Raw genomic sequence first — 18,429 nt, forward strand, 5'->3', positions numbered from 1 at the left:
AAATTTATGCAACTAGAACAATTACTTGCTGCTTTAACGCCCGATATGTACGCCCGCATCAAAGGTTTAGTTGAAACGGGGAAATGGTTTGACGGTGCCGCCTTAGAGCCGCATCAGCGAGAATTACTATTACAGGCTGTGATGATTTATCAGGCTAAAGTTGAACAATCAGGCGAGCATATGACGATAGGGGCAGACGGTGAAATAGTACAGAAATCCCGTCAGGAACTTAAGAATGAGCTCAAGATGGCACAAGAATCTTTAATTGCACGGTTTAAAAAGCATGATATTTAGTCGTCTGTTTACGCCCAAAACGGCGCACCCTGATCCCAATGTAAGGTTCGCTGCAATCGCCAACCTTGACCCGTCTAAACAAGAACATAAGAGTCAGTTACACGAACTCGCATTCAATGACGCTGAGCCACGCGTTAGCCTGGCTGCATTAACACGTTTAGACAGCTTTGATTTGTGGCTCAAGATGTCCCAGATTGCGGTTGATAAACAGATTAAGAAAGCCGCTCAACAACGAGTGATTGAAGCTTTATCTGCACCGACTTCGGCGCAATCTGTAAAGCAACAAAAAGCGAATTTAAGTGAAATTCAAGATCCAACGATATTACGTGCAGTACTTGAGCAAGCCGTATGGCCTGCACAAGATCCAGCGCTATTGCAGTTAGTGCTAGGGCGGATAAATGACAGTCAATTTACCCGCAATGTGCTAGCGCAGGTGACCGAAGTGGCAGTGCTCGAACAGCTCTTAGACAACATTGATAACCAAGCAATGTTAATTAAGTTGCGTAAGCAAGTAGCGCCCAACATGCAACAGGTAATATCCGCGCGAATTACTTTATTGGAAGAGCGGGCCAAGCGGCCACTGGAGTTGCAACAACAGTTAAAGTTGGATCTTGCCAAGCTACAAGCTCTCGCTGAAGATGATGATTACCTAACGTGGCAAGATAAACGCAATACTCTGCGAGTGAGTATTGATACTGTATTGCCAGAGCTTGCTGCGTTGGCTTCAGAGCAGGCTGAATTAATGCGCACTAAGCTAGCTAAAATTGAAGCTCGTTTGGATGGCATATATAGCAGAATTAAACCATTAATTGATGCGCAACAGCAGGCTGCACAACAAGCAGCGGCTGCAGAAGAGTGGTGTACACAAGCTGAACGTTTAGTAGTGCTTGCTGAGCAACACATAGTGCAGAGCCTTGAACAATTGCAAGTACAGGATATACAAGCGGTGCAAACGCAAATCCAACACCAACTGGATACTTTTGCAACTTTGAATGCCGCCCTATATCCAGTAAAGCAAGTGCACCAAAACCTAACCAAGAGCCATGATAATATCAACGCCATTAAGTCTGATATTGCTGGGATAAATGCGATCAGAGCCGCATTGTCGTTATTTATCGAGCAGCACGACCCAGAACAGAAAGATTCTCTTACGTCAGAGCAAGTTATTGCTTTTCGTGAATTAGAGAGGAATGTTAAACAGCAATTGAAGCGGATAATTAATTCTTTACCCGATGAAATATTGCAGGATTGGCGCTCGTTGGCGGCAAAGTGGCAGGCTGAAATAGCTGAATATGAGAAGCTTCAAGGCGACAATCAGCGTTTTTGTCGGAATAAAATCCGCACAGCTCTGGCACTTATTGAGCAGGGTAAGTTTAAGCCAGCACTGGCTATTTATACGCAAGTAAAAGAACGTTTCAAGCAGTTGTCAGAGCCGCAAAAAAAACACCTTACGCGTCAATTTGAACAGCTTAGTACTGAAGCAGAAAAACTGAATGATTGGCAAGCGTACGTGGCCGTGCCTAAGCGGCCTGAGCTTCTCACGCAAATGCAACAGTTAGCAGCCGCTACAGATATTGACATAAATAAACGCAAGCAACAGGTCGCGGCCATACGCGCCAACTGGCGTTCTCTGGGCGATGTTGTACTCGATCAAGAAATTGCCGAGGCATTTGAGCAGGCAGCAGAAGCAGCATTTAACCCCTGCCGAGAGTTTTATCAACAGCAAGCACAGGTGCGTGCGGCGAATAAGCAACACGCTGATTCTTTGCTGCAAGAGTTAACTCAGCTGGATGCTGAGTCTGACGATGTAACGTTATCTCAAGCTTACAATCGTATCCGTCAGTCATGGTTTGAACTCGGCGAGTTGGAGCGCTCAGATTGGCAAACAATGTCGCGGCGCTTTAAAAAACTATGTGCACCGTTGGCCGCCCGCGTGCGTGAATTCGAAAAAGACAATGCCAAGCGCAAACAACTATTACTCGAGCAAGCGCAAAGTATTCTGGCGACATTGCCTGCCGATAGCGCAGCACAGTTGCAAGACTTGCAAGAACAGTGGAAGTTATCAGGGTATGCCGGAAAAGGCACTGATCAAAAACTGTGGACGGCGTTTAGGCAGTGCAATGACCAAGCGTTTGCAGGTTTGCGACAACGCAAAACAGAAAGTAAAAATCTAGCTGAGCAGCGCTTTCACGAATTGCAACAGCGAATTAAAGCGATAGCAGAAACATTTGCAACGGAACCAATGACTTCTAAGCGCGCAGAACAATTCCATCAACAATTGCGTGAACTGTCACAGCAAGTGAGCGAAGAGCTTGAATTGTCTGGACATAGAAAAGCCTTGCAAAAACTTCTGACACAGGCTGAAGATGACATCGATGTCTGTTGGAAAAAACATCAGACAGTCCAAAACTCAAAAATTGTGCATACTGTTTTTGAGCAACTGACGTCTATTGTAGGGAGCGACATTGCACCAGAGACGCTTAAGGATTTGCCGTTTAAGGTTGCCGACAGCGATTATACAACGGGCTATGATCGTGCCGCGCTGACCTTACAATTAGAAATAATTCAGGGGCTGAGTTCTCCTCAATCCTGTCAGAATGATCGCGAAGCTCAGCAATTATTGCTATTGCAAACCAAACTACAGAATGGGCACACGCCGAGTAGTGAAGAATTATGGTCGGGTTGGTTAGCGAAGGGCCCGATTCTTGCGGATCAAAAGCCATTACTGGATCGCATGCAGGTGGCAATAATGCAAGCGGAGAAGATTTAGTGATGGTGACAGAAAGTATAGAATTTAGTTTTGTCAGTGAACCAGTGGCCTATCGCTTTTTAAATACAGTGAAGAACTGGCAGCAAGACCATTTGCGTGCTGAATATGGCAGAGATGCTGCTCACGTGAAGGTAACCTATAAGCCTGCTAACAGCAGCTTTGATGATACCTTATCGAGACTCGACTCATTAGCGGCCAGGATGGATGGACGAGCGCTGTGAAGCGCTCGCTATCGCTTTACTTCTTAAATAGTAAGGTCATGCGATCAGATTCGCCTATCGCATCAACGCTGGCTTTTTTATTCGGATCATCCTGCACACCAAAATAAGTGGGTGGCAAGCGCCAAACCATGTCAGATTCAGTTGGCTTGTCTTTAGGATTAGCATTGATCTCACTGCTTTGTACAAAGGTAAATCCAGCGGCTTCAAAGCTGGCTATCAATTGAGATTGTTTTAGATAGCCGGCACTACCGTCTGCCCATTTATCACTGTTTTCTTCTGGCGCTCGATGCTGGACTACGCCAACCATGCCACCTTCTTTGAGTAGATCATACGCCGTGCCTAGTGCTTCCGTTAAGGTGCCAGCCTCTTCTTCAAACCGATTTAAATTATGCAATGCGCGAATAAATAATACTCTATCAGCAGTGCCCTGTAATGCTTCTGGTGTGGTTGCAAAGGTGAATGCTTGCACGTCAAATGGCGCATTGGGGTAGGCGCTAACCATGCCTGTAAATTTGGCTGTTAACGCGATTTGTTCCGCTATGGCTTCTGCCGAGAAAAAGCCAAAACGGGCCCACATGTCATCATTATAATTGATCCCATAAACGCGTCCTTTCTCGCCCACATATGGCGCAATAATCTGCGTATACCAACCACCACCGGGAAGCGCTTCAGCGACTGTCATACCAGGCTCAAGCTTAAAAAATTGTAAGGTTTCAACCGGATTTCTCGCCGTATCACGAGCCTTAACCTCAAGAGGTCGAGACTCAACAATGTCGAATAAGGTTGGCGTGTCAGCACATACCGCTGGCGTTAATAGAGCTGCGATTAAGATTAACCCTGATTTTCGCATAGGGGGGGTCCTTAGTAAGTGTAGCGGTATTAACTTGGTACTTCCCGCTACGAAGTTGGTAAATGAATTAATACCAATATAGCGTAGTTTAGTTCAGCTAAATAGCGAGAGTAAGATTTGCTATCTATCACAGTATTTCGCTCACTTATCCCAGAGTTAATGGGATAAAACTAACGTCGAGGTGAGAGTGCATATTTAGCAGAGCTTAGCTAAGTTCGCCGCACAGATCCTGTTGCATAAGCTGGCGAGTGGCATCGTAATCGTAGCCCTGCGACAACAAGAAATGCAATTTTGCTAATGCAGCCTCTGGCGTCATATCTGAGCCCGAAACAACGCCCAGTTCACTCAAAACATGACCGTTAGCGTAGCCACTCATATCAACTTTGCCACGCGCACACTGCGTGCAGTTAACCACTACAATTCCCTGCTCGCGGGCAAATCTCAAGGGGTCAAGTATGGCTTCTGATTGCGGTGCATTGCCAACACCGTAACTGAGTAAAATAAGAGCTTTAACCGGCTGTTGTAGGATATTCTGGATGACGTCTGCAGAAATACCGGGATATAAGCTGATCAGTCCAATCGGTTGTGGAAATATCTGTTTAACGCTGAGGGTGTTATCTAACGGGGCCGAGCGGTGCTGTTGGGTTACTTGGATCTTGATCCCTGCATTAATAAGGATGGGGTAGTTTGGTGATTCAAACGCATCGAAACCGTTGGCATCGACTTTGCGTGCGCGATTGCCGCGTAACAGTTTATTATTAAAAAACAGGGTGACTTCGGGGATGGGGAAATTGGCTGCAATATATAAGGCATTAAGTAAATTTTCCTGCCCGTCAGAACGCAGTTCCGCTAGGGGTATCTGTGACCCTGTAACAATGACCGGTTTACTTAATCCAGCAAACATGAAACTAAGAGCTGATGCGGTGTACGCCATAGTGTCAGTGCCATGCAAGATGATAAAACCGTCGTATTGATCATAATGCGCGGCGATATCATCAGCCATTTTCTGCCAATCAGCGGGCGTCATGTCGGAAGAATCAATCAAGTTTTCATATTCGTGAATATGAAACTCCGGCATTTCACTGCGATTAAATTCGGGCATGCCGGCAAGTGTTTCGGTCAAAAAACCTGGGGCTGGAACATATCCGCGGGCAGAAGGGCGCATACCAATCGTCCCGCCAGTATAGGCGATGTAAATCTTTTTACGCATATGAGCCACCCTGTAGTTTAAAGGCGCAACTGAGAGCTGTGTTTAAACCCTCAGTCAATCCGAAACATAATTACTTAACTTCTTCGCCAGCTGCTTGTTTATCGGCGTGATAGCTTGAGCGCACCATCGGACCACAAGCCGCGTGTGAGAATCCAATCGACTTTGCATAGTCGCCGAGGTCATCAAACTCTTGTGGCGGTACGTAGCGTTTGACCGGGTAGTGATGTTTACTGGGTTGCAGATACTGACCCAGTGTTAACATATCTACATCGTGCGCTCGCAAATCATCGAGTACGGTTTGAATCTCTTCGTTGTTTTCACCCATGCCCATCATTAAACCTGATTTAGTAGGGATTTCAGGGTGTTGTGCTTTGAACTTCTTCAATAAATCGAGTGACCATTGATAGTTAGCACCGGGGCGACATTCTCGATAAAGTCGCGGTATGGTTTCCAGATTGTGATTGAACACGTCTGGCACGCCCTGTTTGAAGATTTCTAATGCACGGTCCATGCGGCCTCTGAAGTCAGGAACCAGTACTTCAATCGTAGTCGCTGGAGAATGTTCGCGTATCGCGTTTATACAGTCGACGAAATGTTGCGCACCACCATCACGTAGGTCATCTCTGTCGACCGAAGTGATTACCACATAGCGCAACCCCATCTCTTTGATAGTAGTTGCGAGTTTCAGTGGTTCTTCTGCGGACGGTGGTAATGGCTTGCCGTGAGCAACATCGCAAAAAGGACAACGGCGAGTGCAGATATCTCCCAAAATCATAAAAGTAGCGGTGCCATGATTAAAACATTCAGCAAGGTTAGGGCAGCTCGCTTCTTCGCATACCGAGTGGAGCTTATTCTTACGCAGTGTTTGCTTAATATGGTCTATGCGATCAGTGGTGCGTGGGAGCTTGATTTTAATCCAATCAGGCTTGCGCAACATCTGCTCTTTTTCAGTTGGCACGATGGTGATTGGAATATGCTTTACTTTTTCGTCATCGCGGAGTTTCACTCCTGCTTTGGGTTTAACGTTACTCATCAAAACCTTCTATATAATCATAGGAATGCACGCCAATAAGTGCACCAAAATGCTGTACTAGAGGAATGGCTACGTTAGCCACCGAATCTGGACCATTTAAACGGGCACAATCTACCATTTCTAAGCCCGCATAGCCACACGGGTTAATACGCTGAAACGGGGCTAAATCCATATTCACATTTAGCGCTAAACCGTGAAAGGAACAACCCTTGCGAATACGTAGGCCAACGGAACAGATTTTTTTCTGGTCGACGTAGACTCCCGGAGCATCAGCTTTGGCATAGGCTTGAATTTCGTGCGCTGCAAGCAAGTTAACCACACATTGTTCCAGTGCGGTTACTAAATGCCTAACGCCTAATTTAGCGCGTTTAATATCAATCAAACAGTACAGCATAATTTGCCCAGGGCCGTGGTAAGTTACTTGACCGCCGCGATCAACGGGGACAACAGGAATGTCTCCAGGCATTAAGATATGCTCGTCTTTACCCGCTTGTCCTTGGGTGAATACAGGGGCATGCTCAAGTACCCATACTTCGTCTTGGGTATGCTCGTTACGTTGGTCAGTGAACGTCTGCATTCGCTGCCAGATCGGCAAATAAGGCTGACGCCCTAGTTGCCGCACAATCAATCCAGGAATACCACGATTATCTGTCATAAATTATAGTACGACGCGCACCAATTCTAACTTTGAGAGTTCTGTGTAAATGGTTTCCATATGGTCTTTACTGGTTACCTTTACACTCAACGACAAGGAGTGATAATTCCCTTTGCTGCTTGGCTTTACCTTCGGCGCATAATCGCCTGGTGCGAGTTGTTGCAGTCGATTGATCACTACCGCGGGTAAACTCTCGTCCGCTACCCCCATGACTTTGAAGGTTTGGTAGCACGGAAAATCTAATAATTCATCAAACCGGGTGTCCACGGTCTACTCCTGCGTTATCGCTATCTGCGTTATTAACTATCAAAACCGAGCTGTAACTTAATGTAGTCTACCGCACGGTCAAAAAATCCACCTTCATTGACTTCATGCAATGCCACCAGTGGATACTCGGCAATGTCTTCGCCGTCCAGCTGAATAAATAGTTTACCCACCACTTCGCCTTTGGCGAGTGGAGCTTCTAATTTCTGGTCGAGCACGAAGTTGGCTTCTAGGTTCTTAACCTGTCCGCGTGGGATGGTAATTGGGGTCGATTGATTAATTCCCAAGTCTACAGTTTCACGATCACCCATAAATATACGGTGAGCGACGAAACTGGTACCAGCGTCGTAGGGGGTCACAGTCTCGTAAAAACGGAAACCATAACGCAATAGCTTCTTGTTTTCTTCTTTGCGCGACCGTTCACTATCGGTGCCCATAACCACGGAAATCAAGCGCATATCACCTTGTGTGGCTGAGGTAATCAGACTGTAGCCAGCATCCGATGTATGGCCTGTTTTAATACCGTCGACATTTAGGCTTTTGTCCCACAATAAGCTGTTGCGGTTATATTGTTTAATGTTGTTATAGGTAAATTCTTTCTCGCTATAAATCGCATACATGTCTGGCACTTCATTAATGAGTGCTGCAGAGAGGACAGCCATGTCACGTGGTGTAGTGTAGTGGTCAGCATCGTGTAAACCATGACTGTTAACGAAATTAGTACCAGTCATACCAAGGTTAATGGCATGGGCATTCATCATGTTGGCAAAGGCGCTCTCGCTACCAGCAACGTGTTCCGCCATCGCCACGCAGGCGTCATTACCTGATTGCACCATGATACCGCGTAGCAAATCAGACACAGAAACTTCGGTACCAACTTCAATAAACATTTTTGAAGAGTCAGGAAAATTCTTTGCCCACGCATTTTCTGAAATTTTCACTTTATCGGTAAGGGCAATGTTACCGGCTTGAATTTCTTTGCCAATCACATACACCGTCATAATCTTGGTTAAACTGGCTGGCGCTAGACGCATGTCGGCGTTTTGTTCAGTAATCACTGTATCCGTAGCCGGATCGATTAATAAGTGACCTTCTGCCGCTACCGATGGTGGCGGAGGAATGACTACCGCAGCTTGCGATAATGGCGTCAGCGAAATGAAGAAAGCAGCCGAAAAATAACGTAATTTTGAAAGCATGAAACTACCGTTTTTTTAGTTATGGTTTTAGGGAATGGACCCTTTGAATTAGCGCAACGTTTAGCAAAACGAACAATCGTAATAGTATCGTAAAACGCCACCGTGGGACTAGGCTAAGACCATAAAAATTATGAAAAGTTTAGCAGTGTTTAGTGTAATGTCAGATTTTACATCGCGGTTAGGGGGCCGAGATACTAAATGCCTCCGGGAATCCGGTTGAGCGCAGTTCATCTAGTAGTAATTCGGCCAGATGCTGATTTGAAATAGGCCCTAGACGCAAGCGAATTACACTATCCTGATTTAAGGTAAGTGTAGGTACTTGATAACGTAGGGTTAAATCGTCAGAAATTCTTTGAATCTTGCGCTCATCGCTTAGCGCAGCGACTTGGATGTACACCCCTGGCTGAACCGAATTGTTGGTTGTTTCCGTACCGGTGTTTTCTTCTTGTGGCGGAGGAATACTGATCCCTGCATACTCGGCATAACTCACGGTCGGGCCATTTCCGACAGTAACCCGATTTTGCTCATCAAAATGGATTACTTCCAAGTCGACTTTTGCTGTCCCCGTTTTTAAAAAATCGAGTTTTTTTGCCGCTGCAAATGACAAATCGATGATCCGATCTTGGTGGAATGGGCCGCGATCATTCACCCGTACGATAACTTGTTTGCCGTTGGCGCGGTTCGTCACTCTTACAAACGAAGGCAAAGGCAACGTTTTGTGAGCCGCAGTCATTCCATACATATCATACACTTCACCATTAGACGTCAGATGGCCATGAAATTTTTGTCCATACCACGACGCGTAGCCTGATTGAGTAAAACCCTTACCTGTCTGCAGAGGATAATAACGCTTGCCCAACACTGTGTAAGGGCGACTGTTCCATTCCCGATAGGGCTCGTAGTGAGGAATTGCGCTTTCTCGCGCAATAGATGAAGGAACATGGGTTGGGGCAGAGTCATGGCGCTGCGAGTAACGACCACCATATTGGCAACCTTGCAGAACAAGCAATGAAAGTAGAAGCGTTGCTGTGTATAAAACCGTGTTTTTCATTAGCGCGATAATAATCTTGCCTGAGTACTTATAGCCATTAGAATGCCAAAACCTGCGAGCAGTGTCACCATGGATGTGCCGCCATAACTTACCAGCGGCAACGGCACACCAACCACAGGTAGCAAGCCAGAAACCATTCCCATATTCACAAAAACATAAACGAAGAAAGTAAGGGTGATAGCGCCAGCTAATAATTTACTAAATGCATCTTGGGCGCGCACGGCGATCCACATACCGCGTAATACGATAAACGCATAGATCCCGAGTAAACCGAGTACGCCAAACAGGCCAAATTCCTCGCTGAAAACGGCAAAAATAAAATCAGTATGGCGTTCCGGTAAGAACTCTAATTGCGATTGGGTGCCTTGTAACCAACCTTTGCCCTCTATACCACCTGAGCCGATAGCAATTTTCGATTGAATGATATGGTAGCCGGAGCCAAGTGGATCACTTTCCGGATTTAAGAATGTGAGTACTCGTTGTTTTTGGTAATCCTGCATCAAGAAAAACCACATGATTGGCATAAAAGCGCCGGCTAACGCGGATACGATAGTGATTAACTTCCATGTCATGCCAGCGAGAAATAGCGCAAAAATTCCAGAGCTTGCGATCAGCAAAGACGTACCTAAATCAGGTTGTTTGGCTATCAATACTGTCGGGATAGCAACCATGATAAAACCAACAACAATTTGATAGGTGCGCGGGGGCAGGGTAAATTTACTGATATACCAAGCGACCATCATTGGCACTGCCAGTTTCATGATTTCTGACGGCTGAAAGCGCATAAAACCGAGATCTAGCCAACGCTGCGCACCTTTCCCAACAACCCCGAACAGCAGTACGCCAACTAGCATCAGTAAGCCAACGGTGTAGAAGTATATGGCCATTCCCCGATACATCATCGGTGGGATTTGTGCCAAACAAAACATCACGAACAGAGCAAGGCCAAGACGAATAAGCTGACGTTGGATGAGGGCTGGATCTTGGCCGCCAGCCGAATAAATAGTAACTAAACCAACCGCCATCAGCACAAGTAAACCGAGGAGTAATACGCCATCAATATGCAGGCGCTGCAAGAGGCTGGTTTTGTTTGGATTTATTGGAGTTCGGATCATTGTATATTGACCGCTTCGTTGGCAGCAACCTCGGTAGGTTGGGCAAACTCGTGATTACGAAAATAAAAGTCCATAATTTGGCGCGCTAATGGTGCTGCATTACTGCTTCCGCCACCGGCATTTTCGAGCACAACCGTAACCGAAATCTCTGGGCTGTCATAGGGCGCGTAGCCTATGTACATCGCATTATCGCGGAGGTGCAACGCAACATTTTCTTCTTCATACTCTTCGTCTTGCCCTACGGTAAAAAGCTGTGCGGTACCTGTCTTGCCAGCTGATACATAGCGGGTTTTTGCAAAAGCTGTGCGCGCGGTACCATGTTCCCGGTTAACAGTGCCATACATTGAATCAAGTGCCATATCCCAATGACTGTCGTTGATTACGTCGATTGGGCGCGCTGTTTTTAGCCCTTCCAGTTGTAGACCTTCTGAGGTACTTACACCGCGTAATAGTTGTGGGAGAACTTTCTCACCGTGATTGATCAACATATTTACTGATGCGTTAATTTGAATCGGGGTTGCAGTCCAAAAGCCTTGCCCGATGCCAACGGGAATGGTGTCACCAATATACCAAGCCTCATTCATTTGGGCTCGTTTCCAACCCCGCGAGGGCATGTTTCCGTCAGCTTCTTCATGAATATCTATTCCGGTATAATCACCGAAGCCGAACTCACTCATTGACTCACTGATGGCATCGATACCGAGGTTATAGGCTAAATCGTAAAAAAACGTGTCACAGGAAACTTCCACTGCTTTTATCACGTCGACTTCGCCATGGCCGCCGCGTTTCCAGTCTCGCCAAACATGGTCAACATTATCGATACGATAACGACCATAATCTTTCATGACGGTCTCACTATCAATAACTTCACGCTCTAATCCGACTAACGCTAGGTGGGGCTTAATTGTCGACGCCGGCGGGTATTGGCCCTGCGTGGCACGGTTTATCAAAGGACGTGCTCGCGAGTTGAGCAGAGCGTTATAATTGCGACTGCTGATCCCATGCACAAACATATTAGGATCATAACTTGGGTTTGAGTAAAGGCTAAGAATTGCACCGGTCTTAGGCTCAGTTACAATCACTGCTGCGCGGCGGTTTCCGACCAGTCGTTGAACCTCGAGTTGTAACTCCAAGTCCAAATTTAACACCAAATCTTCACCGGGAATCGGAGGTTGAAAGTCAAGTGTACGTAATATTCTTCCCTGATTATTGACTTCAACTTGTTGATAACCCACTTGGCCATGTAAACGCTCTTCATAAAAGCGTTCAATCCCTAGTTTGCCGATATCATGTGTCGCATCATAGTTCGCTGCTTGACCCGACTCAGTGAGTTTATTCAGATCGTTTTTATTAATCTTGGCAACATATCCCAGAGCATGTGTTAACGCGGCACCGAAGGGGTAATGTCGCGCCAATCTGGCGTTAATACTAACACCGTCAAAGCGATGTTGATGAACTGAAAATTTCGCGACCTCATCTTGGTCGAGACGAGTTTTCAGAGCAACGGGCTTAAAGCGTCGTTGGCTCTTTAAATTCTTCTTGAAATCTTCGACTTGTTCATCAGTAATCGTAATGATGGCTTTAACTTCAGCCAACATTTTATCGATATCTTCGACTTGTTCAGGGATCACCTCTAAACTAAAAACAGGTACATTTTCTGCCAGAATAATACCATTGCGATCGAGGATAAGACCGCGATTGGGAGCCACCGGCAAAACTTTAATACGATTTCCATTTGAGCGCGTTTGATAGTCTTCAAATTGCGTGACTTGCAAGTGATAAAGATTGCTTATCACTATGCCAATCAAGGCGGCTATCATGATTAACGCAACTACCGAGCGACGCGTAAAAAGGTTCGCCTCAGCGGTATGGTCACGAATGGTTTGACGCTTAATCGGCACTGCTACTCTCGGTGATAGGGATGGTTATTATTAACGCTCCAAGCGCGATACAATGATTCTGCAAGAATGACCCTAACCATTGGATGGGGCAAAGTTAGCGCGGAAAGTGACCATTGTTGCTCAGCCGCCTGTGTACATGCAGGCGATAAGCCCTCAGGCCCGCCGATTAACAAACTTACATCGCGACCGTCTAATTGCCAATCGGTCAGATTTTGCGCCAACTGACCGGTACTCCAGTTTTTGCCAGTGACGGCCAGTGCTATTACCCGTGTGCTCTTACCCGCGGCTTTAAGCATTAATTCACCTTCTTTTTCGAGGATCCGCGGAATATCGGCGTTCTTACCACGCTTCCCTGGGGGGATTTCGGTAAAAGTGACGGGCATATCCGGTGGAAACCGACGTAAATACTCATTACATCCTTCCGACACCCATTTGGGCATCTTGTTCCCAACCGCAATGATCTGAATGCGCATTTAGCTCCAGAGCTTCTCTAGCTGATAGAAATCGCGGGTTTCGTCCTGCATTACGTGAACGACAACATCGCCCAAATCAACCAGAACCCACTCTCCGGTGTCTTTACCTTCAATGCTGAGTGCGGGGTTGCCCTCTTGTTTACAAGCGAGGGTTACATTCTCGGCGATTGATATCACGTGTCGCTTTGAATTGCCCGAACATATAATCAAGGTATCGGTAATACTGGATTTGCCTGATACATCGAGTTCGATTAGATCGCGGCCTTTCATATCATCAATTTTGTCTTTAACAAATTGAACGAGTTCTGTGTGGTCCAAGTTTTCTCCTATCACAGTTAAGCGTTAGTTATATAAGTTATGACGCAGACAATACTGGTAAACGTTGCGCGGAAGCATTTGCTGAATCCCGTCACCGCTATCAGATTGCGTAAGCATGTTGCGAATTGCTGTAGATGATACCTCTGTAATGGGGCTTTCTGCAAAAAATAGCTGCCCATGTGTCGCGGTATGCAATTGTTGTTTGTCGCTTTGATGGTGCACAGTGATCCACTGCGTTATTCGCTCAGAGGGTTCGGCTGTGCAATCTTGGCGCGGCAATACCAAGATATTACATAACTCAATGATCGCATCCCATTGATGCCATTGGTCAATAGAATGCAATGAATCCTGACCCATAATAAATACGATACTGCGTGCGCCTTCTTGCGCTCTCAAATGACGTAGTGTTTGAATCGTGTACGACGGCGAAGGCAACTGACTTTCGATCAAATCAACGGTAAATAAGGGGAATTCATTGCACACTAAGTCGAGCATTTCGACCCGTTGCTGAAAAGAAGCACCGATGATTTTCTTATGCGCTGGGTTAGGCGTTGGTAGCAAGTGAATGCGCTGCAAATCAAATTCGTTTGCAGCACTGATCAATGGATAAATATGCCCGTAATGCGGTGGATTGAAACTGCCACCGAATAACGCAAGTGGTGCTTGATCGGTGTTCATAATGGATACGAAGTTAATGCCGCAGGTAGAAACAACAAACACAAATGACACAGTGTGACATAGGGTTTGCTGACACTAGTCTGTTTGAACTGCAAGTCCGCTACCGCTAATTTTTGCTGCATCTGCTGCAGATCAGCACTACTCAAGCGGGCTAGCGCGGCACCATATAATCCCTGTCGATTCTGCCATATTCGATGTTTTTGCCAGGCGGGTTGCTGCCCGGCTTGTTGTTCTTGTTTTAGTGCCCAAAGTGTTTGCCATTCGCGGATCAATGCCCAAATAATAATATTGGGTTCTACACCTTCGCTCTCTAGTCGATAGAGGATTTTGATGGCACGTTGAATGTCGCCATTCAAAAGTCCATCAACTAGTTGAAAGACATTGAAACGAGACTGGTCGACCGTAGCTGTTGCTACCTGTTCACGCGATAACTGCGCGTTGGGGTAGAGCAGCGATAACTTTTCAATTTCTTGGCGCGCCGCTAGTAAGTTACCTTCGCAATTATCGGCCAATAGAGCAATCGCTTCTGGCTCAGCTTGTAGTTGGTTTTTCTGCAAGCATTGGCGGATCCATTGTTGCAAACGCTGCCCTTCTTGCGGAAAGCATGGGGTGTAAAAGCCGTGTTGCAGGCATGCTTTAAACCATTTGGCATTTTGTACATCTTTGCCAACTTTACCGCCATGGATCAGTAATAAAACATCGGTGAGTTCAGAGCTGGCTATTTCAACCAATGCTTTGCTGCCAGTTGTGCCTGGCTTTCCCGTAGGAATTTCCAGCTCTATATATTGGCGATCAGCAAACAGCGACATCGATTGAGTTGCTTGGGCAAGCTGCGACCAATCAAACTCAGTGTCAGCAACTAGCGTTTGACGTTCATTGAAGCCCTGAGCCAAAGCTGTCGCGCGTAACTGGTCAATGCACTCCAGTTTTTGCTGTGGCTCATCTCCAAACAGTAAAATGATGCTAGGTAATGACTGTTGGATTTGGGGGTTGAATCGATCGGGATAGACTTGCATCTGATTACTGATTAGATAACACAGTGGGGGCTTGGCTGGCCATTAAACGGATCATTCTGTCGGCAGCGTCTGCGCGCATTTCATCCAAGATCAAATCCAGTTCACGTGATTTTGCCAATACTTGGTCGGGGTCGTCTTGATATTCGCGCAGAATTTCAACGCTTGAATCAATAGCTTCCGACGCTGGAAAGGTGACCCGATAGTCGATGCGATAAATTAACTCATACTCTGCGACTTGCCCGGTGCGGAAAACGGAAAGCAAGCGACGAGTTAAGTTTTCTGGGCGTAGTTCAATTATAACGGTATTTGGCAACTCAGTTTCAGTTGCGGCGCGTGTATAGTCGAGTTGATAAACCGCTAACCGTTCGCGCAAAGCGCGGGCTTGCGGATCATGCGCAGACAAACTGCGCACTTCCACTTGCTTAATGTGCACAGGAAACTGTTGCGAACCACGCAAGGCAAATCCGCACCCGGTTAGAGACAAGAAACCAAGGCTAAGACAGATCCAAAGTGCAAACTGACGCATTCGATTTTCCAAACCTAGTTCGCGACGATATTCACGAGTTTGCCTGGCACAAGAATAACTTTGCGCACGGTTTTATCGTGGATAAAGTTTTGCACATTGTCGTGCTCCATCGCAGCGGTCTTCACTGATTCTTCATCACTATCGGCTGCTACCGTAATTTTTGCTCTTACTTTACCATTGACCTGCACTATGATGAGTTTTTCATCTTCAACTAACGCTGACGAGTCTACCTTTGGCCAACCTGCGAATTCGATGCTGTCGGCGTGCCCCAATGCCTGCCATAAGTGTTGGCAAATGTGCGGGGTAACAGGGTTTAACAACTGGATCATCGCTTGTAAGCCTTCTGCAAGGATGGCGTTATCGGTTGCAGAGTTAGTCGGTGCTTTTTGTAAGCGATTGAGTAACTCCATGATCGCCGCAATAGCCGTGTTGAAGGTTTGGCGACGGCCAAGATCATCACTGACTTTGTCGATGGTTTTATGGATTTCGCGGCGCAAATCTTTTTGTTCTTTATTCAGTCCGTTAAAGCTTGTGTCTGCTGTATTCGTGAACTGTTGTAACGCTTCAATATTATCCATGACTAAGCGATAAAGACGCTTTAAGAAGCGATGCGCACCATCAACACCAGAATCAATCCATTCGAGTGTTTGCTCGGGAGGTGCCGCAAACATAGTGAATAAACGCACTGTGTCAGCACCATACATATCAATAACGTGCTGCGGATCAATACCGTTATTTTTGGATTTTGACATTTTGGTCATGCCACCAGCAATAACCTCCTCGCCATCAGTCTTTAACACGGCTTTGACAACCCGGCCTTTGTCATCGCGCGTTAACTCAACGTCTGTTGGTGAGTACCAGGTCTTTTTACCGGCTGCATCTTCGCGATAAAACGATTCGGCTAATACCATGCCTTGGCACAACAAGCGCTTAAATGGTTCATCGGAATCAACTAAGCCTTCATCACGTAATAATTTATGGAAGAAGCGAGAATATAATAAATGCAATATTGCATGCTCAATGCCACCAACATACTGATCAACGGGTAACCAGTAATTGCTTTCCTTGGGATCAAGCATCGCGTCGGACGGTGCTGAAGCATAGCGTGCATAGTACCAGCTTGACTCCATGAAAGTATCGAAAGTATCAGTTTCTCGCTCACCTTCAATACCGTTAATATTAATCTGCGCCCATGATTTGTCTGCTTTAATTGGACTGGTTACACCATCCATAACCACATCTTCAGGTAATTCCACTGGCAGATGCTCAGCTGGTACAGGCATTTCTGTGCCGTCAGGAAGATTGATCATGGGGATGGGTGCGCCCCAATAGCGTTGCCGCGAAACACCCCAATCACGCAGGCGATAATTAACCGTACGTTCACCGCTACTTTGTTGCTCAAGGGTAGTGCAAATAGCGTCAAATGCGGCTTCAAAATCCAAACCTGTGAATTGCTCTGAGTTGATCAACTTGCCTTTTTCTGTAATCGCAGCATGCTCTGTTGAGGTAATTTCGGCGTCGTCCGCTGCGGCTACGACTTGTTTAATCGGCAACTGATATTTAGTTGCAAACTCCCAATCGCGCTGGTCATGTCCAGGTACAGACATGACTGCCCCAGATCCGTATTCCATTAACACGAAGTTCGCGACCCAAACGGGTAATGCTTCGCCTGTTAAGGGGTGAACCACGGTTAATCTAGTATCACAACCGCGTTTTTCCATCGTTGCCAACTCGGCTTCGGCGACCTTAGTGTGTTTAGCGTCTTCGATGAACGCGGCAACGTCGGGATTCGACTGTGCCGCATACTGGGCTAATGGATGCTGGGCTGCAACGGCCACATAGGTAACCCCAAACAAGGTGTCAGGGCGAGTGGTGTAAACCTCTAAATTGCTGATGCCAGCGATTTCTTGAGGTAGCGTAAAACGTATATTCGCACCCTTAGATTTGCCTATCCAGTTGCGTTGCATTGCAACCACTTGTTCGGGCCACTCTGTTAATCCATCAAGATCATTGAGTAAGGCCTCAGCATAGTCGGTGATCTTTATGAACCATTGTGGAATTTCCTTTTGCTCAACCACTGCGCCACTGCGCCAACCGCGACCGTCAATGACTTGCTCATTGGCTAACACAGTTTGGTCTACTGGATCCCAGTTAACTGTTGAGAGCTTTTTATAGACCAAACCTTTCTCATACAAACGAGTGAAAAACCATTGTTCCCAACGGTAATAATCTGGCTTGCAAGTAGTAACCTCACGTGACCAATCGTAGCCAAATCCTAGTGATTTAAGCTGCTGCTTCATATACTCAATATTGGCATAGGTCCACTTGGCCGGAGCGGTTTTGTTATTGATCGCCGCATTTTCAGCCGGTAAGCCAAAAGCATCCCAACCCATGGGCTGCAAAACATTTTTACCCTGCATACGTTGATAGCGACTAATAACATCGCCAATCGTGTAGTTTCTAACGTGCCCCATGTGCAGCTTGCCGCTGGGATACGGGAACATGGATAAACAATAAAATTTTTCCTTGGAATCATCCACGTCGACTTTAAACGTGTCATTTTGTTGCCAGTGATCCTGGATCTCTTGTTCGATGGTTTTATGATCGTATTGCTTTTCTGACATGCAGCTTAAAATTCCGTAATCATGGGGGTTATCGCAACAACGCAAAGCGTATTCGTCGCATTAATATAAAGCCGCTAAGAATACCTCAACGTGGCTGCCAACAACAGATCCAAACACGGCATTTGCTAAAAAAACTTAACCGAGTACGGCAAATCCGGAAAGAGTAAAAGTTCTGGATAATTCACGGTATCGTGGTGCTATCTGTTCGCCGACATCTCGAATCAGCCAAGAACT

The 18,429-nt window shown here is 46.3% G+C and carries 18 protein-coding genes; 3 read left to right on the forward strand and 15 right to left on the reverse strand.

Features of this window, described 5'->3' with window-relative positions:
* Window positions 1–6 precede the first annotated feature (6 nt).
* Genes CSH92_RS08080 through CSH92_RS08090 form a run of 3 tightly spaced genes read left to right on the forward strand, consistent with a single transcriptional unit; the run spans window position 7 to window position 3,285 of the window.
* Window positions 7–294: a YeaC family protein gene (locus tag CSH92_RS08080; RefSeq protein WP_100657102.1), complete on the forward strand. Its 288-nt coding sequence runs from the start codon at window positions 7–9 to the stop codon at window positions 292–294.
* Window positions 284–3,064, forward strand: coding sequence for a DUF349 domain-containing protein (locus tag CSH92_RS08085; protein ID WP_100657103.1), 2,781 nt, complete (start codon window positions 284–286; stop codon window positions 3,062–3,064). Before CSH92_RS08080 ends, CSH92_RS08085 begins: the two co-directional genes overlap by 11 nt.
* Before the next feature lie 2 nt (window positions 3,065–3,066).
* Entirely contained in the window at window positions 3,067–3,285 is a 219-nt protein-coding gene (locus CSH92_RS08090; RefSeq protein ID WP_240612762.1) for a hypothetical protein, read from the forward strand.
* Window positions 3,286–3,301: 16 nt separating this feature from the next.
* On the opposite strand, the gene CSH92_RS08095 is transcribed toward CSH92_RS08090, so the two are convergent.
* The 15 genes from CSH92_RS08095 to leuS all read right to left on the reverse strand — a co-directional run bounded on the left by CSH92_RS08095 (window position 3,302) and on the right by leuS (window position 18,195).
* Window positions 3,302–4,135, reverse strand: coding sequence for a class I SAM-dependent methyltransferase (locus tag CSH92_RS08095; RefSeq protein ID WP_100657104.1), 834 nt, complete (start codon window positions 4,133–4,135; stop codon window positions 3,302–3,304).
* A 205-nt stretch (window positions 4,136–4,340) separates the two neighbouring features.
* Complete coding sequence (gene ansA, locus CSH92_RS08100; protein WP_100657105.1) at window positions 4,341–5,345, reverse strand: asparaginase; 1,005 nt, start codon at window positions 5,343–5,345, stop codon at window positions 4,341–4,343.
* A 70-nt stretch (window positions 5,346–5,415) separates the two neighbouring features.
* The gene (gene lipA, locus CSH92_RS08105; RefSeq protein WP_100657106.1) at window positions 5,416–6,378 is read right to left on the reverse strand and encodes a lipoyl synthase; all 963 of its coding nucleotides are present in this window, start codon (window positions 6,376–6,378) and stop codon (window positions 5,416–5,418) included.
* Entirely contained in the window at window positions 6,371–7,033 is a 663-nt protein-coding gene (gene lipB / locus CSH92_RS08110; RefSeq protein ID WP_100657107.1) for a lipoyl(octanoyl) transferase LipB, read from the reverse strand. Before lipB ends, lipA begins: the two co-directional genes overlap by 8 nt.
* 3 nt (window positions 7,034–7,036) lie before the next feature.
* Window positions 7,037–7,300 (reverse strand): DUF493 family protein YbeD, encoded by a 264-nt coding sequence (gene ybeD / locus CSH92_RS08115; RefSeq protein ID WP_100657108.1) that lies wholly within the window; start codon window positions 7,298–7,300, stop codon window positions 7,037–7,039.
* Between the two features lie 32 nt (window positions 7,301–7,332).
* On the reverse strand, window positions 7,333–8,493 hold the full coding sequence (locus tag CSH92_RS08120) for a serine hydrolase (protein WP_100657109.1): 1,161 nt from the start codon (window positions 8,491–8,493) through the stop codon (window positions 7,333–7,335).
* A gap of 178 nt (window positions 8,494–8,671) precedes the next feature.
* The gene (locus CSH92_RS17315; protein WP_100657110.1) at window positions 8,672–9,544 is read right to left on the reverse strand and encodes a septal ring lytic transglycosylase RlpA family protein; all 873 of its coding nucleotides are present in this window, start codon (window positions 9,542–9,544) and stop codon (window positions 8,672–8,674) included.
* A complete protein-coding gene (gene rodA, locus CSH92_RS08130) occupies window positions 9,544–10,659 on the reverse strand; it encodes a rod shape-determining protein RodA (protein ID WP_100657111.1) in 1,116 nt (371 codons plus the stop codon). The genes CSH92_RS17315 and rodA overlap by 1 nt, the downstream gene beginning before the upstream one ends.
* The gene (gene mrdA / locus CSH92_RS08135) at window positions 10,656–12,560 is read right to left on the reverse strand and encodes a penicillin-binding protein 2 (RefSeq protein WP_100657112.1); all 1,905 of its coding nucleotides are present in this window, start codon (window positions 12,558–12,560) and stop codon (window positions 10,656–10,658) included. The genes rodA and mrdA overlap by 4 nt, the downstream gene beginning before the upstream one ends.
* A gap of 2 nt (window positions 12,561–12,562) precedes the next feature.
* A complete protein-coding gene (gene rlmH / locus CSH92_RS08140) occupies window positions 12,563–13,033 on the reverse strand; it encodes a 23S rRNA (pseudouridine(1915)-N(3))-methyltransferase RlmH (RefSeq protein ID WP_100657113.1) in 471 nt (156 codons plus the stop codon).
* A complete protein-coding gene (gene rsfS / locus CSH92_RS08145) occupies window positions 13,034–13,351 on the reverse strand; it encodes a ribosome silencing factor (protein ID WP_100657114.1) in 318 nt (105 codons plus the stop codon).
* A 24-nt stretch (window positions 13,352–13,375) separates the two neighbouring features.
* Window positions 13,376–14,029: a nicotinate-nucleotide adenylyltransferase gene (gene nadD, locus CSH92_RS08150; protein ID WP_100657115.1), complete on the reverse strand. Its 654-nt coding sequence runs from the start codon at window positions 14,027–14,029 to the stop codon at window positions 13,376–13,378.
* Window positions 14,026–15,045: a DNA polymerase III subunit delta gene (gene holA / locus CSH92_RS08155; protein ID WP_100657116.1), complete on the reverse strand. Its 1,020-nt coding sequence runs from the start codon at window positions 15,043–15,045 to the stop codon at window positions 14,026–14,028. The genes nadD and holA overlap by 4 nt, the downstream gene beginning before the upstream one ends.
* 4 nt (window positions 15,046–15,049) lie before the next feature.
* Window positions 15,050–15,571: an LPS-assembly lipoprotein LptE gene (locus CSH92_RS08160; RefSeq protein WP_100657117.1), complete on the reverse strand. Its 522-nt coding sequence runs from the start codon at window positions 15,569–15,571 to the stop codon at window positions 15,050–15,052.
* A gap of 14 nt (window positions 15,572–15,585) precedes the next feature.
* On the reverse strand, window positions 15,586–18,195 hold the full coding sequence (gene leuS, locus CSH92_RS08165) for a leucine--tRNA ligase (protein WP_100657118.1): 2,610 nt from the start codon (window positions 18,193–18,195) through the stop codon (window positions 15,586–15,588).
* Window positions 18,196–18,429 lie beyond the last annotated feature (234 nt).

The organism is Neoalteromonas flava, from assembly GCF_002807685.1.
Taxonomy (GTDB): domain Bacteria; phylum Pseudomonadota; class Gammaproteobacteria; order Enterobacterales; family Alteromonadaceae; genus Alteromonas_E; species Alteromonas_E flava.